General features: G+C 71.9%; 19 protein-coding genes and 1 pseudogene. 12 read left to right on the top strand and 8 right to left on the bottom strand.

The genetic code is table 11. The features are described from left to right. Positions 1–14: 14 nt before the first annotated feature. From ACWFR1_RS36165 to ACWFR1_RS36150, 4 genes are read left to right on the top strand one after another with little or no spacing between them, the layout of a single operon-like run. Positions 15–497, top strand: a complete 483-nt coding sequence (locus ACWFR1_RS36165; RefSeq protein WP_453559209.1) for a MarR family winged helix-turn-helix transcriptional regulator — start codon at positions 15–17, stop codon at positions 495–497. A 5-nt stretch (positions 498–502) separates the two neighbouring features. Beyond that, positions 503–994, top strand: a complete 492-nt coding sequence (locus tag ACWFR1_RS36160; protein WP_453559207.1) for a hypothetical protein — start codon at positions 503–505, stop codon at positions 992–994. 35 nt (positions 995–1,029) lie between these two features. Next, entirely contained in the window at positions 1,030–1,479 is a 450-nt protein-coding gene (locus tag ACWFR1_RS36155; protein WP_453559205.1) for a GNAT family N-acetyltransferase, read from the top strand. Beyond that, on the top strand, positions 1,476–2,729 hold the full coding sequence (locus ACWFR1_RS36150) for an MFS transporter (protein ID WP_453559202.1): 1,254 nt from the start codon (positions 1,476–1,478) through the stop codon (positions 2,727–2,729). The genes ACWFR1_RS36155 and ACWFR1_RS36150 overlap by 4 nt, the downstream gene beginning before the upstream one ends. Before the next feature lie 391 nt (positions 2,730–3,120). On the opposite strand, the gene ACWFR1_RS36145 is transcribed toward ACWFR1_RS36150, so the two are convergent. Continuing rightward, the gene (locus ACWFR1_RS36145; RefSeq protein WP_453559229.1) at positions 3,121–3,486 is read right to left on the bottom strand and encodes a hypothetical protein; all 366 of its coding nucleotides are present in this window, start codon (positions 3,484–3,486) and stop codon (positions 3,121–3,123) included. Positions 3,487–3,516: 30 nt separating this feature from the next. On the opposite strand from ACWFR1_RS36145, the gene ACWFR1_RS36140 reads away from it, so the two are divergent. Together ACWFR1_RS36140 and ACWFR1_RS36135 are read left to right on the top strand one after the other, a co-directional pair. Further along, complete coding sequence (locus ACWFR1_RS36140; protein WP_453559199.1) at positions 3,517–4,161, top strand: RNA-guided endonuclease InsQ/TnpB family protein; 645 nt, start codon at positions 3,517–3,519, stop codon at positions 4,159–4,161. Positions 4,162–4,266: 105 nt separating this feature from the next. Then, positions 4,267–4,851 (top strand): annotated as a pseudogene (locus ACWFR1_RS36135) (hypothetical protein); the annotation flags it as partial. Positions 4,852–4,908: 57 nt separating this feature from the next. On the opposite strand, the gene ACWFR1_RS36130 reads toward ACWFR1_RS36135, so the two are convergent. From ACWFR1_RS36130 to mreB, 4 genes are all read right to left on the bottom strand, one after another. Continuing rightward, entirely contained in the window at positions 4,909–6,378 is a 1,470-nt protein-coding gene (locus ACWFR1_RS36130; protein ID WP_453559196.1) for an acyl-CoA synthetase, read from the bottom strand. 61 nt (positions 6,379–6,439) lie between these two features. Next, entirely contained in the window at positions 6,440–7,624 is a 1,185-nt protein-coding gene (locus tag ACWFR1_RS36125) for an MFS transporter (RefSeq protein ID WP_453559226.1), read from the bottom strand. 182 nt (positions 7,625–7,806) lie between these two features. Continuing rightward, positions 7,807–9,432, bottom strand: a complete 1,626-nt coding sequence (locus ACWFR1_RS36120; protein ID WP_453559193.1) for a GAF domain-containing protein — start codon at positions 9,430–9,432, stop codon at positions 7,807–7,809. A 37-nt stretch (positions 9,433–9,469) separates the two neighbouring features. Next, complete coding sequence (mreB, locus tag ACWFR1_RS36115; protein WP_453559191.1) at positions 9,470–10,531, bottom strand: rod shape-determining protein MreB; 1,062 nt, start codon at positions 10,529–10,531, stop codon at positions 9,470–9,472. Positions 10,532–10,816: 285 nt separating this feature from the next. Here mreB and ACWFR1_RS36110 point away from each other — a divergent pair, with 285 nt between their 5' ends. Continuing rightward, on the top strand, positions 10,817–11,773 hold the full coding sequence (locus ACWFR1_RS36110) for an SCO2400 family protein (protein ID WP_453559188.1): 957 nt from the start codon (positions 10,817–10,819) through the stop codon (positions 11,771–11,773). 31 nt (positions 11,774–11,804) lie between these two features. Here ACWFR1_RS36110 and ACWFR1_RS36105 read toward each other — a convergent pair whose 3' ends face one another. Then, positions 11,805–12,161 carry a hypothetical protein gene (locus ACWFR1_RS36105; RefSeq protein ID WP_453559185.1) on the bottom strand — a complete coding sequence of 119 codons (357 nt, stop codon included), beginning with the start codon at positions 12,159–12,161 and terminating at the stop codon, positions 11,805–11,807. A gap of 93 nt (positions 12,162–12,254) precedes the next feature. Next, the gene (locus ACWFR1_RS36100) at positions 12,255–15,605 is read right to left on the bottom strand and encodes an ALF repeat-containing protein (protein WP_453559182.1); all 3,351 of its coding nucleotides are present in this window, start codon (positions 15,603–15,605) and stop codon (positions 12,255–12,257) included. A 497-nt stretch (positions 15,606–16,102) separates the two neighbouring features. Between ACWFR1_RS36100 and ACWFR1_RS36095 the strand changes: the two genes are divergently transcribed. Together ACWFR1_RS36095 and ACWFR1_RS36090 are read left to right on the top strand one after the other, a co-directional pair. Beyond that, on the top strand, positions 16,103–16,609 hold the full coding sequence (locus ACWFR1_RS36095) for a hypothetical protein (RefSeq protein WP_453559179.1): 507 nt from the start codon (positions 16,103–16,105) through the stop codon (positions 16,607–16,609). Positions 16,610–16,762: 153 nt separating this feature from the next. Beyond that, the gene (locus tag ACWFR1_RS36090) at positions 16,763–18,274 is read left to right on the top strand and encodes an FG-GAP-like repeat-containing protein (RefSeq protein WP_453559177.1); all 1,512 of its coding nucleotides are present in this window, start codon (positions 16,763–16,765) and stop codon (positions 18,272–18,274) included. Between the two features lie 130 nt (positions 18,275–18,404). On the opposite strand, the gene ACWFR1_RS36085 is transcribed toward ACWFR1_RS36090, so the two are convergent. Beyond that, positions 18,405–18,866: a MarR family winged helix-turn-helix transcriptional regulator gene (locus tag ACWFR1_RS36085; protein WP_453559174.1), complete on the bottom strand. Its 462-nt coding sequence runs from the start codon at positions 18,864–18,866 to the stop codon at positions 18,405–18,407. 106 nt (positions 18,867–18,972) lie between these two features. Here ACWFR1_RS36085 and ACWFR1_RS36080 point away from each other — a divergent pair, with 106 nt between their 5' ends. From ACWFR1_RS36080 to ACWFR1_RS36070, 3 genes are all read left to right on the top strand, one after another. Then, positions 18,973–19,992, top strand: coding sequence for an NADP-dependent oxidoreductase (locus ACWFR1_RS36080; RefSeq protein WP_453559171.1), 1,020 nt, complete (start codon positions 18,973–18,975; stop codon positions 19,990–19,992). A gap of 63 nt (positions 19,993–20,055) precedes the next feature. Further along, positions 20,056–20,478, top strand: a complete 423-nt coding sequence (locus ACWFR1_RS36075; RefSeq protein ID WP_453559169.1) for an organic hydroperoxide resistance protein — start codon at positions 20,056–20,058, stop codon at positions 20,476–20,478. A gap of 118 nt (positions 20,479–20,596) precedes the next feature. Beyond that, positions 20,597–21,525 (top strand): serine/threonine-protein kinase (locus ACWFR1_RS36070; RefSeq protein WP_453559166.1); only part of this gene is annotated, 929 nt, incomplete at its 3' end.

Genomic DNA, 21,525 nt, shown 5'->3' with positions numbered 1-21,525 from the left:
CGTATCCTGGAGCCATGGAGACGCTCGACACGGTCCCGGACGAGGACTTCCTCCGGCTCGACCACCAGATCTGCTTCTCGCTGCACGCCGCGACCCGCGCCTTCAACGGCGTCTACCGCGAGGCGCTCAAGGAGCTGGGGCTCACCTACCCCCAGTACCTCGTCATGCTCGTGCTCTGGGAGCACGGCGAGCTGCCCGTGAAGGGCATCGGCGAGCGGCTGCGACTCGACTCCGGGACCCTGTCGCCGCTGCTCAAGCGGCTCGAAGCGGCCGGTTACGTCGAGCGGCGCCGCAGCCCCGAGGACGAGCGGTCCGTCACCGTACGGCCGACCGGCGAAGGGGCCGCGCTCAGGGAGAAGGCGCTCGGCGTACCGCGCCGCATCGCCGCCGCGACCGGCCTCCCGCTGGAGGACATCCGCGACCTGCGGGAACGGCTCGACGCCCTGGCCACCCGGCTCGACGCCGTCGACCCGGACGCCCTCTCCTCCTGCTCCTGAAGCGAGTGCGCGGCGCGCGCGTGGTCGAGGCCGAGCAGGACGCAGACGTCCGTCAGGAGCGGCACGTGGTACGCGAGGGGCCCGCGGCCCCGCCTGGTCCGGGCGGGAGACGAAACCGCCGTCCGGCCGCCGCCGCTCCAGGAGGTGGCGCACCGCGCGCTCCGTCGCCCCCCCCCAGACGATCGGCGCGGCACGGAGCGACCGGCCCCGTCGCGCTCGCCCTGGAAGGCCTGGCCTCCGCGCACGCGCCGGCCGGCCGGGCCAGGGGCGCCGCGCTCCTGCCCGGCGCGGCGGCCGCGCTGCGTTCCTCGACGGGCGCGCCGCTGCCCCCGGCGGAGCGCGCCGACGTCGACCGTACGGAGGCGGCGGCCCGTACCGCCCTCGGCGAGGCCGCCGTCGCCACAGCCTTCGGTCACGGCGGGGGCCTCACGCACGACGAGGCCGTGTGCGAAGCGGCCGAAGGAAGCCGAGGGCCCGGCACGTTCACCAAACTGTAAGGAGTCATATTCGAGTACGCCCCTATACTCGCCCCATGCCCGACGACATCACCATCCGGCGCGCCACCGCCGAGGACTCCCAGCGGCTCACCCGGCTCGTCCGACGATCCGGCGCCTATCGGGGCGACTACGCCGCCATGGTCGAGGGGTACCAGGTCGGCGGGGCGTACATCGAGCACCACCCCGTCTTCGTCGCCGTCGACGAGAACGACCGGGTGCTCGGGTTCTACGCACTCCTCCTCCACGAGGCCGAACTCGACCTCGCCTTCGTCGCCGACTCCGCCCAGGGCCTCGGCATCGGACGGCTGCTCATCGAGCACATGAGCGCGCAGGCGGCGGCGGCCGGACTCGCCTCCGTACGGGTCGTCGCGCACCCGCCCTCCGAGGAGTTCTACCTCCGCACCGGCGCCGTCCGCACCGGCACCCTCCCGCCCGCCGGACGGATCCACTGGGCCCGCCCCGAGCTCCGGTACGACATCGCGTGACCGCCACCCGGGGCGAGACGACCCGCCGCAGGGTCTTCGCCGACCTCACCCCGCTGCGCACCTCCGCCGACTACCGCCGTCTCTGGTTCGGCAGCACCGTCTCCTGGGTCGGCCAGGGCATGACCGCCCTCGCCGTCTCCCTCCAGGTGTACGAGATCACCCGCTCGCCGTTCTCCGTCGGGCTCGTCGGGCTGTTCTCCCTCGTCCCGCTCGTCGTCTTCGGCCTGTACGGCGGCGCCGTCGCCGACACCGTCGACCGCCGCAAGCTCGGCCTCGCCAGCGCCCTCGGCTCCGCCGTCCTCTCGATCGCCCTCGCGGGCGCGGCGTTCGCCGGCTTTCACCGCGTCTGGTTCCTCTACGGGATCGTCGCCCTCCAGGCCGTGTGCGCCGCGCTCAACTCGCCCGCCCGCACCTCGATGATCCCCCGGCTCCTGCCGCCCGAGCAGCTGCGCGCCGCCAACGCGCTCAACTCGATGGTGATGACCTTCGGCACGCTCGTCGGGCCCAGCCTCGGCGGCCTGATCGTCGGCGTCGCCGGGTACCAGACCGCGTACCTCGTCGACGCCCTCGCCTTCTCCGCGAGCCTCTACGCGATGTGGCGGCTGCCGTCGATGCTCCCGGAGCGGAAGGGGAGCAAGAGGGCCTCCGTCCTCGACGGGCTGCGTTTCCTCGCGACCCGCCCCAACCTGCGCATGACGTTCTTCTCCGACCTCTGCGCGATGATCCTCGCCCACCCCCGCGCCCTGTTCCCGGCAGTCGCCGTCCTCTGGTACGGCGGGGACGCGAAGACCACCGGACTCCTCGTCGCCGCGCCCGCGTTCGGGGCGCTCCTCGGCGGCGTCCTCTCCGGCTGGCAGGGCCGGATCCGCCACCACGGGCAGGCCATCCTGATCGGCGTCGCCTGCTGGGGCACCGCCATCGCCGTCTTCGGGCTCACCCGGAACCTCTGGCTCGGGCTGCTCCTGCTCGCCCTCGCCGGGTACTCCGACACCGTCTCGATGATCTTCCGGAACACGATGATGCAGGTCGCCGCGCCCGACGAGATGCGCGGCCGGCTCCAGGGCGTCTTCATCGTGGTCGTCGCGGGCGGCCCCCGGCTCGGCGACTTCCTCGCGGGCTCCGTCGCCGACCTGACCTCCCCGGCCGTCGCCATCACGGGCGGCGGGATCGCGTGCGTCCTCGCCGTCGGCGTCCTGGCCCTCTACGGACGCCGATTCCGCCGGTACGACGCACTCGACCCCACTCCGTGAGGCTCCGGAAGGTTCCGTGGGGGTTTCACCCTGAACTCACCCTCCTGACTTGGCGGTTGACCGCCACGGCACATGGGCTTTAGCCCGGTGGTGAAGCGATTCTCAGAACTGCTCTGACCCGCAGGTCAAAGTGGGCGATTCTGCTGCTCGATGTACTGTGCGCCGGTATTTCGTCACGAAAACCACGTGCGCGTGAAGCGCGAACGCGCAGTGCCTGCTCGTACGAATGTTCCGCATGTCGGCTATGAACCAACTGTCGTACGGTGATCGGCGTGAAGCTCAGGTATCAGTTCCGGCTGTACCCGAGCGCCCCGCAACGGATCATGCTGGCGAAGGCGTTCGGGTGCGCCCGTGTCGTCTTCAACGACGCCCTTCGCGCCCGTCAGGACGCCTACAAGCAGGGGGGCAGGCGCCCGACCGCTGCGGAAATCTCGAAACGGTTCGTCACCGACGCCAAGAAGACCGACGAACGGCACTGGCTGGACGACGCGTCGGCCGTAGTGCTCCAGCAGTCCCTTCGGGACCTGGAGACCGCGTACTCCAACTTCTTCGCCTCCAAGAACGGCACCCGCAAGGGGCCGAAGATGGGGCCGCCGAAGTTCAAGAAGAAGACGAGCCGCCAGTCCATCCGCTTCACCACCAACGCCCGCTTCTCGATCACCGAGGACGGCGTGCTGCGCCTTCCGAAGATCGGCGACGTGAAGGTCAAGTGGTCCCGGGAACTTCCCACCGCCCCGTCGTCCGTGACCGTGGTCAAGGACGCGTCCGAAGGTACTTCGCCAGCTTCGTGGTGGAGGCCGAGGGCAGGCCGCTGCCCGAGCTGGACTTGGACGAGACCGAGACCGGGATTGACCTGGGCCTGTCCACCTACGCCGTCCTGCGGGGCCGGAAGATCACTTCCCCGAAGTTTTTCCGCCGCCAGGAGAAGAAACTCCGCCGCGCACAGCGCAAGCTGTCCCGCGCCCAGAAGGGCTCCAGTAACCGGCGCAAGGCCAAGATCGCCGTATCGAAGATCCACGCCAAGATCGCTGACAAGCGCCGCGACTTCATAGAGCAGGAAACCACCAAGATCACGCGCGAGAGCCAAGCCGTGTACCTGGAGGACCTGAACGTGAAGGGCATGGGATCGAAGAAGGGCAAGCGGGCCAAGTCCGTCCACGACCAGAGCCTGGGCATGTTCGCCCGCACCCTGGAGGCAAAGTGCGCCCGGCACGGGCGCATCTTCGCCAAGGTGGACCGGTTCTTCCCGAGCACCCAGCTCTGCTCAGCGCCGGGCTGCGCAAGCATCGAAGGACCCAAGGGACTGGAAGGGCTCAAAATCCGGAAGTGGACATGCTCCTGCGGAGCCGTCCACGACCGGGACGAGAACGCTGAACGCAACATCCGCCGTGAAGGACGGCGCATCGTGGCCGAGGGACGCCCGGACACGTAAAACGCCTGTGGAGCCCGTGTAAGACTCGGCACGCCGGGCAGTGGGTGATGAAGCAGGAACCGCTACGCACGTGCTGGAAACAGCGGCGGCACGGTGGGAATCTCCCCCGTTTACGGGGGAGAGCGTCAATCGATCACCGACACCTTTCCGATCGGCTTCGGCTTCAAGGAGTGGATCGCCTTCCCGGTCCAGCGCACCGAGTACGTCTCCACCGGCACCGGCCAGCGCTGGCACGAGTCCGTCGACCACAAGGTCGTCACCGACACCGCGCTCGACCCGGCCCGCTGGCGCCTCGCGACCAAGGGCCGCGCCGAGTGGACCTTCCGGTCGGCCGAGACCCCGGAGGACCGCATCACCTATCTGCCGATGCTCAACCTCGGCTTCGACCTGGAAACCGACCTCAGCGGCGACGTCCGGGCTGGCAGCCGCCTGCCCGTACGGACCTTCGCGCAGTACGTGGACGGCGCGTCCGGCACCGGCACGATCACCGGCGGCACCCTGGACGTCTCCTACGACGAGGGCGGGACCTGGACGAAGGTCGCCCTCAAGCCCTCGTGGCGCGGCGCCTCCTGGAGCGGTGAGCTCCGTATCCCGTACGGGGCGGCCTCCGTCTCGCTGCGGGCCGGCGCGAGCGACGACCGGGGCGGCACGGTCACCCAGGAGCTGATCCGTGCGCTCGGCGTGAGGTAACCCCCTCCGACGCGTGAGGCCGGACCCCTGTGAGCCGGGGCCCGGCCTCACGTCTTCTCAACTACCGGCAGGCAGCGCCTTCTTCAGGATCTTCCCCATGTCGTTGCGGGGGAGCGCGTCGAGGTAGCGCACCACCCGGGGCCGCTTGTGCGGGGCGAGCAGCCGCGCCACGTGCTCCGCGACCTCCGCAGCCGCCGGGGGCGTCGCCGCGTCCACCGGCACCACCCAGGCCACGATCCGCTCGCCCAGGTCGGGGTCGGGCTCGCCCGTGACGGCCGCCTCCCGTATCCCCGGGTGGTCGAGGAGCGCGTTCTCTATCTCGCCCGCCCCGATCTTGTAGCCGCCGCTCTTGATCAGATCGGTCGCCTTGCGGCCCACCAGCCGCACCGCGCCGTCCGCCTCGCGGACCGCCATGTCGCCGGTGCGGAACCAGTCGCCGTCGAAGGCCGCCGCCGTCGCGTCCGGCCGGTTCAGATAGCCGGAGAAGAGGTTCGGGCCGTGGACCTGCACCTCGCCGACGGTCTCGCCGTCGCGTTCCTCCAGTACGGAACCGTCCTCGTCCACCAGGCGCAGGCCGACGCCCGCGAGCGGCGTCCCGACGGTTCCCGGCCGGGGCCCGCCGCCCGGCCGCACGCTGGTGTTCATGAGCGTCTCGGTCATGCCGTACCGCTCGACGACCGTCCGGCCCGTCGCCGCCGTGATCCGCTCGTGGTCGTGGACCGGCAGCGCCGCCGAACCCGAGACGAGGAGCCGCGCCCCGGCCAGCGCCTCCGCGAGACGGGCGTCCTCCCCGAGCGCGTCCGCGATCCGGTGGTACATCGTCGGTACGCCGAAGAGCATCGTCCCGCCGCCGGCGCCCAGCTCCCGCGTCACGCCCTCCACCGAGAACGCGCCCAGGTGCCGGACCTCGCCGCCCCGCCGCAGCGGTCCCAGGATCCCGAGGATCAGCCCGTGGACGTGGAACAGCGGCAGCGCGTGCACGAGGACGTCGTCGGCCGTCCACGCCCAGGCCTCCGCCAGCGCGTCGAGGGACGCGGCGATCGCCCGCCGGGAGAGCACGACACCCTTCGGGGGGCCGGTGGTGCCGGAGGTGTAGACGATCAGGGCGGGGGCCTCGTCGTCGACCGGTTCCGTCACCGGGGGCGGGGGCCCGCCGGCGGGAGCGAGGTCCACGTCGATCCGGGGGAGCCCCACGAGCCCGGCGGGCAGCGTGTCGCCCGGCCCGGCGAGCACCGCGCCGGGCGCGCTGTCGCCGAGGATGTGCGCCAGCTCGCGCTCACCGGTCCGCGGATTGAGGGGTACGGCGGGCACACCCGCGAGCAGGGCGGCCACGACGGCGACCGCCGTGTGCGCGCTCGGCGTGGCCCAGACGGCGACCCGGTCGGCGCCCCCGATCCGTACCGCCAGGGAACCGGCGGCGCGGGCCAGTCCGGCGTGGGTCAGCGTGTCCGCGCCGCAGCGCAGCGCGGGCCGGCCGGACGGGGCCGCAGGCGATCGGGGGTCCAGGGTGGGGAAGAGCGCACTCACCGGTCGTACTCCTCGGGTCGATGTCGAGGTCGAGGGTTGCCGGGAGGAATTCTGCCCCTCGTCAGGTCCGCCGCGCTGTGATCTTCGCCGGCTCGGGCGCGGACCCCTCCCCGCCGGGCCGGATCCCGCGCATCCGCCCGTACGCGTACACACAGCCCGCGAGCGCCAGGTCGGAGAGGAGCATGAAGCCGATCGAGTACGAGCCCTTGGCGCTGTAGATCGCGCCCATCACCAGCGGCGGCACGAAGCCGCCGAGGCCGCCCATCGCGCCGACGATGCCGGTGACGCTGCCGACCTGGGCCTGCGGGGTGACCTGGGAGACCAGGGCGAAGACGGAACCGCTCGCCGTGCCGAGACCGGCGGCCATGACGAGCAGGGCGATCGTGCCGCCCGGGTTCAGCTTCGGGTCGAAGGCCTGGACGATCGCGAAGAGGGCGACCACGCCGAGGGCGGCGGCCGTCACGACCGCCGGGTGCACCCGGTCCGAGAGCCAGCCGCCGATCGGCCGGAAGGTGACGGTGACGAGGGCGAAACCGGCGGCCTTCGTGCCCGCGTCCGTCGGGTCGAGCTCGTACCAGGTCTTCAGATACGTCGGCAGGTAGACGCCGAAGGCCACGATGCCGCCGAAGCCGATCGCGTACAGCGCCGAGAGTTCCCACGTCACCCGCAGCCGCCCCGCCGAGCCGAGCCGGGTCGTGAGGGAGGCGGTGGGCACGGGCCGGTCGGGACGGTCCGTGATGAGGACGGCGGCCAGCACCGCGTACACGGCGAGCGCGACCGCCACCACGATGAAGGGGAGGTTCTCGCCGTGCTCGGCGATCCGGGGCGTGAAGTAGCCGGAGAGCGCCACACCGCCCATGCCCATGCCGAACACGCCGAGCGCGAGACCGCGCTTGGCCGGCGGGAACCAGGAGTTGACCAGCGGGATGCCGATGGCGAAGGTCGTGCCGCCCAGACCGAGGAGGAAGCCGACGACCAGCATCAGGGCGTAGCTGTCCTTGGCGACGATCAGGAGGAGCACGGGGACGATCGTCAGCGCGGAGACGACCGGGAACATCAGTTTCGCGCCGTACTTGTCGGTCAGGGCGCCCGCCGGGATGCGGCCGACGGAGCCGACCAGGACGGGCACGGCGACGAGCAGGGACTGCTGGAAGGAGCTGAGCCCGAGCCGGTCGCCGTACCAGCTCGCGATCGGCGCGATCAGGTCCCACGCCCAGAAGGTGAGCGTGAAGCCGATGGTGGCCATCACCAGATTGCGGTAGGCCGCCGCGGTCGGGGGCTGGGTCTCGGTGTCCACGCCTCCAGTCAAGATCCGGGCGCGAGCCTCGGCGCGCGGGACTGCTCCGTACGGGGCCGACCCCTGCCGGACTGATCCGTACGGGGCCGGCCCCTGCCGGACTGATCCGTACGGGGCCGGCCCGAGGGCGCCTACGGCCAGGCGACCGTCACCGGCGGAGTCCCGTCGTCCTCGACCCGGAGCCGTACGCCGTCGCCGCCGGCCGTCACCTCGACCGTGATCGCGGTGATCCCGGACCGCCGGTGGGCCGCCGCGAGCGCCCTGCGCAGGGTGGCGAGGAGCTTTCCGGCCTGCTCGTCCTCGACGAGGGTGTCGACCGCGCCCGAGAAGTGCACGGACGGCTGGAAGCCGAGCAGGGCCGCCGCCCCGCCGGTCTCGCGCAGCACCCGGCCGCGGAAGGAGGTCGGCGCGTCGGCGGGGGGTTGCTGGAGCGCGAAGATGGTCGTCCGGACCTCCTGGATCGTCGAGTCCAGCTCGTCCACGGCCCGGCCGAGGAGCGCGCTCTCGTCGAGGTCGAGGTCGAGGCCGGACGCGACTCCGGTGCCGGTGCTGCCGGTGCTGCCGGTGCCGGTGTCGCCCCGGGAGCCGGTGCCGGTGCCCGAACCGCTGCCGGAGGCCACCGCGCCGAGCGCACGCCGGCGGGTCGACTCCAGCATCATCTCCGTGGCGAACAGCCGCTGGACGACCAGGTCGTGCAGGTCCCGCGCGATCCGGTCCCGGTCCTCGTACACCGCGAGCCGCTCCCGGTCGTGCCGGGCGCCCGCGAGGACCAGCGCGAGCGCCGCCTGCGAGGCGAACTGCGAGGCCAGCAGGCGGTCCACCGCCGAGTACGGCGGGCCGCCGCGCCGCCGGGGGAGAGCGAGGGTGCCGATGAGCTTCCCGCCGCTCTGGAGGGGCAGCATCATCGACGGGCCGAAACGGGACCGTACGTGCGTGGTCATCCGGGGATCCGTCGCCGAGTCCTCCACGAAGACGGGCTCCCCGCCGAGGAGCTGGACGAGGACCGGGGAGCCGGGCGCGATCGTCGTGCCCACCAGATCCCCGGGGTCGTCCTTGGTCGAGGCGGCGACGATCTCCATCCCGCCCTCCGGGGTGGGCTGGAGGACGACACCGGCCGAGGCGTCCGCGAGGATCCGGGCCTGTTCGGCGACGGTCATCAGGGCGTTCTCGGCGGACGCGCCGGTGAGGAGGGCGGTGGTCACGGCCGCCGCCCCCTCGATCCAGCGCTCGCGCTGCCGGGTCGTCTCGTACAGACGGGCGTTGCCGATGGCGATCCCGGCCTGGGAGGCGAGGATCCGGAGGAGGGTGAGGTCCTGCTCGGTGAAGCTGCCCGTCCGCTTCTCGGTGAGGTACAGATTGCCGAAGACCTGCGTGTGGACCCGGATCGGGACGCCGAGGAAGGAGCGCATCTCCGGGTGGCCCTCGGGGACTCCGGACGAGCGTGGATCGGCCGTCAGGTCGTCGAGCCGCAGCGGCCGCGGGTCCTGGACCAGGACGCCGAGCAGCCCGGTGTGACCGTCGGGGAGGCGGCCGACGCGCCGCCGCTCCTCGTCGGTCATGCCGGAGGTGAAGAGCTCGGTGAGCCGGAGGCGCTCGGGGTCGACGACCCCGAGCGCTCCGTAGCGGGCCCCGGTCAGCTCGGCCGCCGAGTCCACGAGGTGCTGGAGGGTGGCGCGGAGTTCGAGATCCGTGCCGACGCTCAGGACCGCCTCGAGCAGCAGGGGCAGACGGGTGCCGTCCCCGTCCGTGATCGTCATGATCCCATTGTCGTATCAATCGGCTGATGTGGTGGGGTCAGTCCACGTCGGCGAGCGGGTCGCGCATCGACAGCGGGTCGAGGACCATCGGCTGCACCTTGCCCTCCAGCATCGCGCCGAGCCCCAGGACCGCGCACACGTCGGGCCGTTCGGCGATGTGCACCGGCATGCCGGTCGCCTCGCGGAGCATCTGGTCGAGGCCCGGCAGCAGGGCGCTGCCGCCGACCATCATGATCCCGCGGTCCGCGAGGTCGGCCACCAGGTCCGGCGGGCAGTCGCGCAGCACCTTCCCGATGCCGTCGAGGACCGCCGTCAGCGGGGTGTGGATCGCCTCCCGGACGGCGGCCGTGTCGACGGTCACCGAGCGGGCCAGGCCCGTGGCGACGTCCCGGCCGTGGATCTCCGTGGAGGCCGGGCCGTGCGGCGTCAGTCCGTTGCCGCTGAGGGCGAGCTGGAGCGGGCGCACCGACTGGCTCGGCAGCATCAGTTCGTGGTGGTGGCGCAGGTGCTGGATGACGGCGTGGTCGATGGCGTCGCCGCCGATCGGGATCCGCTCGGCCGTGACGATCGCGCCGAGCGAGAGGACGGCGACCTGCGTGGTCGCCGCGCCGCACACCATGATCATGGTGGCGGTCGGCTGCTCGACCGGGAGCCCGCAGCCCACGGCCGCGGCGATCAGCGTGTCGACCAGCTCGACCCGGCGCGCGCCGAGCCCGACGAGGGTCTCCACGGCGGCGCGCTGCGCGAGGGGGTCGCTGTCGTGGGGCGTGCAGGCCGCCGCGCGCAGCCGCGGCTTGCGGCGGAGCTGGCGGCGCAGCTTCTCGCCCAGGAGGTGACGGAGCATCCGCTGCGCCATCTCGATGTCGACGACCGTGCCGCCGGAGACGGGACGGGCGACGCGGATGTAGTCGGGGGTGCGGCCCGTCATCTTCTCCGCCAGCGCGCCGACGGCGATCAGCGCTCCTGTACGGGTGTTGACGGCGGCGACGCTGGGCTCGTCGACGACGAGTCCGGCGCCCTTGACGTAGACCCGGGTGCGCGCGGCCCCCAGGTCGACGGCGACATGGCAACGGCGCAGTTGCTCAAGGCTGACGGTCACGGCGGATCCTCCGGAATGCGGTGCTGGCACGGGCGAGGTGTTTCGCGTTGCGAGTCCTGTTCGCATCGTGCGACCGCCCCGGGCCCGGCGCGCGCTGGGCTGAGCCGCCCGGGGCCACCCGTGGGACGGCGGCGAGGCGCGGACGGGGCCTTCGGCGGGGCCGGAGACGATCCTGACCGAAGCGGGAGAATCACGACGCACCGCCGACGACCTGCGGTTTCCTCACAGGATCCTCACCTCCGCGCCTCGCTGCCGCCGCACCGCGCCGCATAGCCTGCGGGCCCCATGGACTACTGCCACGCGTGCCGGCGGCATCTCAACGGGGCCCTCGCCTGTGCCGGGTGCGGGACCCCCGTCGAGGAACTGCGGTACGAGACCCCCCACATGTCCCGCCCGGTCGAGCCCGCTCCGCCGGTCCAGTGGTCCGGGCCCGCCGGGCCCGGACCGGAGTACGCTCCGGCGCCCGAGCACGTCTACGAACTCGACGTCCTCGAACCGTCCCGCCCGGATCCCGGTGGCCGGCGCGCCACCCGTGGTGCCGCGCGCGGCCGGTCCGCCGACCGGGGCCGCGCCGCAGCCGGCAGGGGCCGGCGTGCGCGGAGCCGCCGGGGCCGTACGGTCCTGGTGGCCACCCTCGGCCTGGTCCTCGCGGCCGGAACGCTGAGCCTCGCGCGCCTTGCCGTCGAGGAACCGGAGCGGGCGGGCGCCGCCACGGCGGTGGAGGAACAGGACGTCACCGAGTCCCCGCTGTCCCCGGACCCGGTCGAGGCGACCGCCCTCCCCGACGGCGGACCGTCCCCGGTCTCGTCCGCACCGACGCGCCCCCGCCAGGTGAGCGCGGACACGACCAAGGGCACAGGTACGGGCACGGGTTCCGGCCCGGGCACAGGTACGGGCACGGGTTCCGGTCCGGGCACAGGTACGGGCACGGGTTCCGGCCCGGGCACAGGTACGGGTTCCGGCTCAGGATCCGGTACGGGAACGGGAACGGACGCAGGTTCCGGTCCGGGGAACGGTGACGGGGGCACCTCCCCGGAGCCGCCGGCGCCCACCGACCCGGTGACCCGGCCCGCCACCCCCACAGCGACCCCGTCGGCCACGAAGCCCCAGATGCCTCCGTCCAGCACGGCGACGCCCACCGGACCGATGCCCTCGGCCACCACCGCCACACCCACGCCCACGCCCACCCCGACCCCGACCCCGAGCCCGACGTGCACGCGCTTCCTGTGGTGGTGCGTGTAGAGGTGTGTTCCAGGAGGAGCAGACCTCTGTGTCAGCCAGGCACGGCCATCGCCGCGACTGCCGCGCCGACGACACAGACGATGCAGAACACGAGGTGTGAGGGTGGCCAGGCGTACCGATCGCGCGTGACTCCCTGGTTGATCTCATGGCTCCACAGCGTGAGGAGCCGGCGCGTCGGGTAGAGCCCGATCGTCAGCCCGATCAGGGAGAAGGCGTACAGAGCGAGGCCGGCGGTGGCCACGACAGCGGCCCCGCACCCGACGATGATGAAGGGGTAGACGAGCCGGAATCGTCGTACGGGGATCCACGCCGCCATGGCGGAGCAGTGGATCACGGTCGCCATCGCAGCCAGGATCCACCACCACCCGCCGCTGCTGGACGCAAGCATGAATGAGTCTCCTTCCGGAGGCAGCCGGAGACGGGGCGCGGGAGCCGGCCGAGGACGACCGGCCCCCGCGCCGTGTCTAGGCGCCCGTTCGGGTCAGAACCACGTCGACAGGGTACCGATGATGGGCGACACCAGATCGTGGCCGAACTGGGTGACCTTCGTCGCGACCTTGGTGCCTCCGAGCGCCCCGATCCACTTGGACTGACCGAACGTCACCAGTCCGAGGACGGCGCTTCCGGCGGAGGCGGCGAACTCGCCGCTGGTGAATCCGTACTCGATACCGGTGAAGACGGCGCTCAGGGCGCCGGCGCCGACGGACACCCACCCGAAGGCGGCGGCAGCGACGGCCAGGGGAGGGAATGCCAGGCTTGCGATACCGAGGCCGGCGGAGATGAACCCGGCGCCGATGCTGACGTAGTTGGCCGCGTCAGCCCACCACTTGGCGTCCTCATACCACTTCTCGCCGCCGGTGTCACTCCCGTTCGGGTTGACCTGGTCGTGCGTGGGACCGTCGGCGGGGTTGGTGTTGCTGTCCCGGTCCCGCTGTGCCTGCACGGCGGCCACCCGGGCGGCTTCCGCGATCTCGGCCTGCCGCTTCTGGCTCGCGATGCGGCGGGCGTCGGTCGCCGCGGCGGCGGCCGTCTGGGCGTTCTGACCGGCGACCAGCGCGGACTGGCGGGCGTTCGCCGCCGAGGCCTGGGCGCTGTAGGAGGAGCTCAGAGCCCTGCGGGCCGCGTCGACCGCCTTGTTCGCGGAGTAGTTGGCCGAGCGGGCGGCACCGCGTGCGGTCTGCGCGGCGGCGCTGGCCGTCGCCGCCGATGCCTTGGCATCGGCGGCGGACTTGTCCGCGGCGTCGGCGTGCTGCTTCGCCTGAGCCGCGTACGTCTCGGCCGTGGCCGCGGCGATCTGCGCCTTGTCGGCCCATTGGGACGCGTCCTCCGCCGCCTGGCGGGCGTCCGCGGCCACCTTCGAGGCCAGCGCGGCGTTCTCCTGCGCCTTGTAGGCGATCTTCGCGGCCGCCGCGATGGCTCCGCGGATCGCGGAGACGTGGGTCGCGGAGTCGTGGTCGAGCTGCGCCGTCTTGTGGCGCTGGACGTCGATGAAGTTCCTGCGCATCCACGTGGGCCCCTCGAGCGCCACCTCCGCGTAGGCCTTGGTGTACTGGCCACCGGTGCTGAGCAGGGTCGCGGCGGCGACCGCGTCGTCCTCCCGTACCGCGGCCGGGTAGGTGCTCTCGAAGAAGTTCTGGAGGGCCGTCGCGGTCTCGGCGTTGATCGCGGCCTCGGCCGCCGTCCTGACCGCCTGGCCGGAGTCGTGGTCGAGGATACGGAAGATCTGGACCCGGTTGTCGGTCGCCGCGGCCTCGACCAGGCCCGAGGTCAGGAAGTCGCGCGTCGCCTGGGTGTCGGCGCTCGCCAGTGCCTGGTACGCCGCCGTGCCGATCGCGGGGGCCGACACCTGGGCGACGTAGAGGGCGGTCTCCCTGTCGTCCTGGCCCTGGGCCAGGGCCCGGTCGGTATCGATCCAGGCCCGGACGTCCGCCTCGGTGCCGCACAGCGCGAACTGGGCAGCTTCCCGCGTCCAGGCCCCTCTCGCGTTCAGCAGGCCGACGGCGGCCTTGCGGCCGAGGGTGACGGCCAGCGTCAGGTCGTTGTTCACCAGGGCCTGCTCGGCCTGGGTGATCAGGGACTGGAGCGCCTGCTCGGTCTGCTGGGCCTGCGTCCGCTTCCGCGCGAGTTCGGCCTGCTCCGCCGCCTCGATCTCGGCGAGCAGCCGGGCCTCCTCCATGCCTTGCTGCTTCTGCTCGTTGAGGCGGGCCGTCTCCGCGTTCCGCGCCGCCTGTTCGACCGCGACCGCTTCCTCGACCGCCTTGGTGGCGGTGTTGGCGGCCTGGACGGCGGCCGCTGCGTGGGCCGTGGACCTGTTGGCGAAATCGATCGCCTGACCCGCGTACTTCGCCGCCTCCTCGGCGGCGGCCGCGGCGTTCTCCGCGTGAGTGGCGGCCGAGTTGGCGGCATCCCGCGAGGTCCGGGCTGCGGAGGCTGCGGAGTCGGCCAGGGCCTTGGACGTGGAGGCGGCGTTGGTGGCCAGGTTCGCGGCGCTGCTCGCGATCTGCGCCTGACGCTTCGCCTCGGCGGCCTCCTTCTGGGCCGCGCCCGAAGCCTGGGCGGCCTGGGCGGAGGCGCTGGCGGCGGCGGCCGCGTTACGGGCGGCGGAGGCGGCCGCGGAGCCCGCGCCGGCGGCCTGCGCCGATGCGGTCGCGGCGTAGTCGGCGGCCTGGGCCGCAGACCGGGCCTGGGCCGCGGCGTTGCGTGCGGCGACCGCGGCGTCCTTCGCCGCCTGTGACTTGGTGGCGTCCTTCGAGGCGGCGATCGCCGAGTTGTAGGCCACCGAGGCGGCGTGTCCCGCGGTGGCGGCCGCCTGGGACGCGGCGGTGGCGGCCCACGCGGCACGCCGGGACGCCGTCACCGCGGCATGGGAGGCCCGGATGGCGTTGCGGGCCGCGTCGGCGGCGCCGGAGGCGGCCTTTGCCGCCTTGGTTGCCGCGTTCTTGGCCCTGGTGACGTCCGCTCCGGCCGCCGCGGCTTCGGCGGCCGCGTCCTCGGCGGCGGTCTTCGCCTTCTCCGCCGCGGTCTGGGCGCGCTCGGAGGTCTCCACGGCCAGGTTGGTCTCGGCCTGGGCGCGCTTGCCCTCCCGCTGGACCACGGCGACGAGTTCCTCGATGGTGGCCGACTCCTGGTCCCGGGCGCGGGCGATGTGCTGCCCGGTGTCGAGGAACCAGCGGACGTCCGCCTCGGTGCCGCTGAGGGCACGGTCCGCGTACTTCCGCACCTCCGGACCGGCGCTGAAGAGCATGGTGGAGACCTGGACGCGCATGTCCTCCAGGTGAGCCGTGTACTGGCCGTTGGTGAGGAAGGTCTCCAGCGCCGTCTGGGTGCCGACGTCCAGGGCCCTGGACGCCTCCCGCTTGACCGCCCGGCCACCGGTACTCGACACGGTGGCCGTCACGACCCGGAGGTCCTCCAGGACCGCCGTCCTGAACCCGCCCGTGACGAAGGCGGTGATGGCGCTGTCGCCGCCCTCGATGGCGACGGTCGCCTCACGGCGCAGTCCCTTGCCGGAGTTGGCGAGGTACGTGAAGAGGGCGACGTAGTTGTCCTGCTGGGTCGCCTTCGGCAGCGTCTCCAGGAGGAAGGTCTGAACCTCGGCGTCCGAGCCGTGAAGGGCGTCGGCCGCGGCGGCCTTGACGGCCCGTCCCCCCATCATCCAGGCCTTGACCACCTTGGCGCGCTCGGTGTCCGGCAGCGCGAGCGGATCCGGTGTACCGACCTCGGCGTCAGCCGCGCGGGCGACGGGCGCGAGCGATAAGGGAGAGGCCGCGGCGGCTGCGACGGCGGTCGCGGCGACGACGAAGTGACGTCGGCTCCAAAACGTGTTCTGCATATGAGTGATGCCCCCCTGGCCTGCGCTGCGGGCCAATGACAATGACCGCCACTTGTCTGGCGATTCGGCGCCACCAACGTACGTTCGACTCTCCAGCATTTCAATCAATTGATGTCACCTTCCGAGTGGAATCCCAACGGCGTGACCGGGAAGTCGAGGAAGCGGTCTTTTTGTGCTCGGTACTTTCACGATCCCTTCACCTGGATTCCTACAACCACCCCCGCCTTGTGGCGAAGGTCACGCGCAAGATCCAACTTTGAGCGTGGACTTGACGAACTATCAGTAGACCGAGACGGAATGTGAAGCTTGTATGGGCGGGCCGCCACGGAATTGGCGTCGATGCCGCTGGATTTCCTGTCCGCGGTCATCGGTGCATTCCGCAGCGTGCGGACGCGGGGCGGCGGCATGCTTATCGAGACACCGGGGGGAGATTTTAGGTTGTTCTTTTCTGGTCGGATCCCTCCGGCATTCACTGGGAATCAAGAAACGAGACAGCCATGAAGTTCATTCCTCGCGCAGTGGTCGCGACCGCGGCCGTGGGAGCCGTTCTCGGCTTGTTCGCGACTGCCGCAGCGGGTGGCACCGGGGCCGCCGACGCGCCCCGCGTCGCGTCGGTGGCCGACGAGGCTCCGGGGTACGCGGTCGAGGACTTCGCCTACCCCGACGCCGCCAGGATCCTGGCCGAGCGCGGCATCGTTCTGAAGCGCGGCGACGGGCACATAGTCCTCGCCACGTGCGGAAGCGAGGCCGGCCTCCTCGAGGTGTGGGCGCGCAACCTCGACAAGGTCTGCTTCAAGGTGACCGGCAGTCGTGGCTATCTCAGCCTGGACATCCCGGCCGTCTTCGCCATCAAGGGCAACGACTACACCACCTCCGTCGACATGACGGTCGGCACCGAACACAAGTCCTTCGACGTCACCAAGAACGCCTGGACCTCCGTCGGGGAGTCCACCGACCCCGAGGCACGCGACCACGCCCTCGTGGAGATCACCACCACGCGCTGACGCGGCTCCTCACCGGCGCTCGGCCCGGCGGTCGCCGGCCGAGCCGCCCACGGCGCCCAGCTACCCGCGCCGTCCCCGACGGCCTGACAACTCGACCCATTTGGCGAGGCGCCCGCTCATCACGGGACGCCTCATCGCAAAGGAACCTCACACATGACCAAGCGCTCGCACTTCCTGTGGGCCACCAGCGCAGCGGCGGCGTTCGCCGCCGTACTCACCACGGCACCCGCGAACGCCCTCAACGGCGCCGACGCCCCGGCGCAGCTGGGCTTCGTCGCGAAGATCAACGTCGGTGACTCCGAGCGTGCCTGCACCGGCACCCTCGTCGCCCCGCGGTGGGTACTGGCCGCCGCCAGCTGCTTTTCCCCGGACGGCAAGCCCGCAGCCGGCAAGCCCGCCGTCGCCACCACCGTGGTGGTCGGCCGCACCGACCTGACGCAGACCGCGGTCGGGGCGACCCGTACCGCGGCGGAACTCGTCCCCCACCCCACCCGTGACCTGGTCCTGGTGAAGCTCAACGCCGGTGTCGCCGGCGTGAAGCCGGTCGCCCTGGCATCCACCGCGGTGACCGCCGGGCAAAGCGTCCAGGCGGCCGGATTCGGCCGCACGAAGACCGAGTGGGTCCCCGACAAGCTGCACACCGCCTCGTTCACCGCGACCGGCGACAGCTCGGCGGACGTCGCACTGGCCGCCACGGGTGACGCGGTCATCTGTCAGGGGGACTCCGGCGGGCCCATCCTGCGCACTGCCGGCAGCACTCAGGAACTGGTCGCCGTCGTCAGCAGGTCCTGGCAGGGCGGCTGCCTCGGCATGCCGGCCACGGAGACCCGGACGGGAGCCGTCGCGACCCGCGTGGACGACGTGCGCAGCTGGATCACCAGCACGACGTTCGCGCGCCCGGGTGACATGAACGGTGACAACAAGCCCGACCTCGTCGCGATCGAGGACACCGGCAAGCTGTGGCTGTACCCCGGTACTGGCACGGGTGCGCTCGGCGCGAGGGTCCAGATCGGCAGCGGCGGATGGGGCGGGGCCTCGGTCACGCACCGCGGCGACTGGACCGGGGACGGCATGGAGGACATCGTCGCCGTCGTCGCCGGCGAACTGCGGGTCTACCCCAACCGCGGCGACGGCACGCTCGCGACGTGGATCAAGATCGGCACCATGTCCACAGCCGCCCGGATCGTCGGCGTCGGGGACACCGACCACGACGGGCAGCCCGACCTCGTGGCCACCTACGACGACAAGCTGTACCGGTACAAGGGCACCAGCGGCGTCACGCCGGCCGTGGCCGCCCCGGTCCTCATCGGCACCGGTGGCTGGGGTCGGATGACCCTGACCGCTCCCGGCGACGCCGACAAGGACGGCCAGGTCGACCTGCTGGCCCGTGACACCACCGACGGCATCCTGCGCCACTACATGGGGCAGACCAACGGAACGTTCGCCAGCTGGACCGAGTACGGGGTCGGATACACCACGACCTTCCGTCCCCTGCTCGCCGGCGCCGCCGACGCCAACCTCGACGGCATCGCCGACATGTGGGCCACCGCAGGCGACGGCACCCTGAAGTTCTACAAGGGCGGGTCCTCGATCCACGGTCCGATCGACGGCCCGAGCGTCGAGGTCGGCTCCGGCGGCTGGCACACCATCAAGGCCATCAGCTGACCTGAGTGACGCCACCCGGGCGCCGTCGGGCAGATGGCGCAGGCGGGAACCGTGAAAGGCCTGAAGACGGGCGTGTCCGAGCCGAAGTGCTCCGGACACGCCCGTTCTCGACTCGCCGAAACGTCACCCCTCAGGAGGAGGGTGTCTGCCGGGCCTCCTGGGCCACGTCCTCGCCCAGCATCCGCTTCAGCAGGTCCCGCAGGAGGGTCCGCTCGACCTCGGTCAGTTCGCCGAGGGGCTCACGGGCGAAGTCCAGCGACTCGCGCAGCCGACGGGCGGTGTCCCGTCCCTCGTCGGTGGGGACGGCGAGCTTGACCCGGCGGTCGTCCGGGGCGGGCCTGCGCTCGACCAGGCCGCGGGCCTCCAGGCGGTCGACTATCCCGGTGATGTTGGAGGGCTCGCACTTCAGTTTCTGGGCGATCCTGCGCATCGGCAGTGGATCGAGGGAGAGCAGCCCGAGGACGCGGGCCTGCGCGCCGGTCAGCGAGTGCTGAGCGGCCGCCTGCTCGTACTCCTCGTAGTAGCGCGCCACGACCGTGCCGATCAGCTCGACGACTTCGAGGGTCAGGGGGTCCGTGCGTGAGGTGGCCATGGGCCTCATCCTACCCAGATACTTGACAACATGAAATATCAAGGCGCATGATTGTTTCAGTCAATGAACCTTTCGCGTTCTGAAGCTTTCCCTGGAGGTCGAGCTCATGTCCGTTCTTCCCACGTCCAGCCGTGAGTGGCACCTCGTCGCCCGGCCGCACGGCTGGCCCACCGCCGCCGACTTCGCCCTGCGTGAGACCCCGGTCACCGAGCCCGCCGAGGGCCGCGTCCTCGTGCGCAACCTCCACTTCTCCGTCGACCCGTACATGCGCGGCCGGATGAACGACGTGAAGTCGTACGTCCCGCCGTTCAAGCTCGACCACCCCATGGACGGCGGCGCGGTCGGCGAGGTCGTCGCGTCCAACGCGGAGGGCTTCGCGGTCGGCGACCACGTCCTGCACGGCCTCGGCTGGCGCGAGTACGCCGAGGTCCCGGCGCAGCACGCGACCAAGGTCGACCCGGCGCTCGCCCCCCTCTCCGCCTACCTCGGCGTGCTCGGCATGACCGGCCTCACGGCCTACGCGGGCCTCTTCGAGGTCGCCTCCTTCAAGGAGGGCGACGCCGTCTTCGTCTCCGGCGCGGCCGGGGCCGTCGGCAGCCAGGTCGGTCAGATGGCGCGGCTCAAGGGCGCCTCCCGGGTCATCGGCTCCGCCGGCTCCGACGAGAAGGTGAAGTTCCTCGTCGAGGAGCTCGGCTTCGACGCGGCCTTCAACTACAAGAACGGCCCGGTCAAGGACCAGCTCCGCGAGGCCGCCCCGGACGGCATCGACGTCTACTTCGACAACGTCGGCGGGGACCACCTCGAAGCCGCGATCTCCTCGCTCAACGTGCACGGCCGCGCCACCATCTGCGGCATGATCGCGCAGTACAACGACACGGAGCCGGTCGCGGGACCGCGCAACATGGCGATGATCATCGGCAAGCGGCTGCGCCTCCAGGGCGTCCTCGTCGGCGACCACTACGGCATGCAGAACGAGTTCGTCCAGGAGGTCGGCGGCTGGCTCGGCTCCGGCGAGCTGAAGCACCGCGAGACCTTCGTCGACGGCATCGAGAACGGCGTGGACGCCTTCCTCGGACTCCTGCGCGGAGACAACACCGGAAAGATGATCGTCTCGGTGAACCGCTAGTCTTCCCTCAGCCGTCGCGATCGTGGGCGCGAGTCGCGGCGAACTGACGAAGGAACGACCAGCATGTCCATCCAGCACTCCGACGTTCTCTACACCGCCGTCGCCACCGCCGAGAACGGCCGCGACGGCCGGGTCGCCACCGACGACGGTCAGATCGACGTCGTCGTCAACCCGCCCAAGGCCATGGGCGGCTCCGGCGCGGGCACCAACCCCGAGCAGCTCTTCGCGGCCGGCTACAGCGCCTGCTTCCAGGGCGCGCTGGGCGTCGTCGCCCGCAACGAGAACGCCGACGTGTCCGGCTCGACGGTCACCGCCGAGGTGGGCATCGGCAAGAACGACGACGGCTTCGGCATCATCGTCAAGATCTCGGCGACCATCCCGAACGTGGACGCCGAGACCGCCAAGAGCCTGATCGAGAAGGCCCACCAGGTCTGCCCGTACTCCAAGGCGACCCGCGGCAACATCACGGTCGAGCTCGCCGTCTGAGCTCCGGACCGGCACACTGAGTGAGGGCCGCACCCCGACCGACCGGGGTGCGGCCCTCACCGCGTTCGCGGCGACTGCGGCATCATGGCCCTGACCGGCGGACGGACGGGGGAGTCGAGTGTCGTCGCACAACGGGTCGGAGCGGGCCGACCACGAGCTGATCGGCGGGCGGTACCGCCTGGGGGAGCGGCTCGGCCAAGGCGGCATGGGAGTCGTCCGGCGGGCCACCGACGAACTCCTCGGGCGCGCCGTCGCCGTCAAGACGCTCAGCCTCGACACGGGCGCCGATCCGGCGGGGGCCCTGCGCGAGGCGCGGGCCGTCGCCCAGGTCCGCCATCCGCACGTCATCGTCGTCCACGACGTCGTCGAGCACGAGGGCCGGCCCGCCCTGGTCATGGAGCTGGTCGACGGCGGTTCGCTCGCCGACCGGCTCGCAGGACCCGGCGGGGTGCTGTCGCCCCGGGAGGCCGCCCGGCTCGGGGTCGACCTGCTCGACGCTCTCTCCGCCGCCCACGCCCACGGCGTGCTGCACCGGGACGTGAAACCGGCCAACGTCCTCCTGGAGAAGGGCACCGGCCGGGCCGTCCTGACCGACTTCGGCATCGCCAGCCTCCCCGGCGCCACGACGCTCAGCGGCACCGGCGTCTTCGTCGGAACCCCCGAGTACACCGCGCCGGAACGCATGGAGGGCGGGGACGCCGGACCGGCCTCCGACCTGTGGGCGCTCGGCGCGCTCCTGTGCGCGGCGGTGACGGGCGCGTCCCCCTTCCGCCGGGACTCGCTCGGCGCCGTCCTGCACGCGATCGTGTACGAGGAGGTCCGGCCGTCCGAGCGGCTCGGGCCGCTGGTGCCCGTCGTCCTCTGCCTCCTCGCACGCGACCCGCACCACCGCCTGGGCGCCGCCGAGGCCCGCCGGATGCTAGGGCGTGTTTCGAAAGTCCCGTCTGCCGGGCGGCGTCTGGCACGCACGCTCGCCGTGTTGTCGGGATCGTCCCGATACACCAGTATCGGGACGACCCTCCGCCTTGCGATCGCACGCACCAGACG

The sequence above is a fragment of the Streptomyces sp. NPDC055103 genome (assembly GCF_053607625.1).
Note: the sequence above shows the minus strand (reverse complement) of the source record. Positions and strands in the feature narration are given on the sequence as shown.

What these genes read in the sequence shown, in the direction of transcription:
- ACWFR1_RS36165 (WP_453559209.1), top strand. Translation starts at nt 15, where the DNA reads ATGGAGACGCTCGACACGGTCCCGGACGAGGACTTCCTCCGGCTCGAC.
- ACWFR1_RS36155 (WP_453559205.1), top strand. Translation starts at nt 1,030, where the DNA reads ATGCCCGACGACATCACCATCCGGCGCGCCACCGCCGAGGACTCCCAG.
- ACWFR1_RS36125 (WP_453559226.1), bottom strand. Translation starts at nt 7,624, where the DNA reads ATGGCCACCATCGGCTTCACGCTCACCTTCTGGGCGTGGGACCTGATC.
- ACWFR1_RS36120 (WP_453559193.1), bottom strand. Translation starts at nt 9,432, where the DNA reads ATGACGATCACGGACGGGGACGGCACCCGTCTGCCCCTGCTGCTCGAG.
- ACWFR1_RS36110 (WP_453559188.1), top strand. Translation starts at nt 10,817, where the DNA reads ATGGACTACTGCCACGCGTGCCGGCGGCATCTCAACGGGGCCCTCGCC.
- ACWFR1_RS36105 (WP_453559185.1), bottom strand. Translation starts at nt 12,161, where the DNA reads ATGCTTGCGTCCAGCAGCGGCGGGTGGTGGTGGATCCTGGCTGCGATG.
- ACWFR1_RS36100 (WP_453559182.1), bottom strand. Translation starts at nt 15,605, where the DNA reads ATGCAGAACACGTTTTGGAGCCGACGTCACTTCGTCGTCGCCGCGACC.
- ACWFR1_RS36095 (WP_453559179.1), top strand. Translation starts at nt 16,103, where the DNA reads ATGAAGTTCATTCCTCGCGCAGTGGTCGCGACCGCGGCCGTGGGAGCC.
- ACWFR1_RS36090 (WP_453559177.1), top strand. Translation starts at nt 16,763, where the DNA reads ATGACCAAGCGCTCGCACTTCCTGTGGGCCACCAGCGCAGCGGCGGCG.
- ACWFR1_RS36085 (WP_453559174.1), bottom strand. Translation starts at nt 18,866, where the DNA reads ATGGCCACCTCACGCACGGACCCCCTGACCCTCGAAGTCGTCGAGCTG.
- ACWFR1_RS36080 (WP_453559171.1), top strand. Translation starts at nt 18,973, where the DNA reads ATGTCCGTTCTTCCCACGTCCAGCCGTGAGTGGCACCTCGTCGCCCGG.
- ACWFR1_RS36075 (WP_453559169.1), top strand. Translation starts at nt 20,056, where the DNA reads ATGTCCATCCAGCACTCCGACGTTCTCTACACCGCCGTCGCCACCGCC.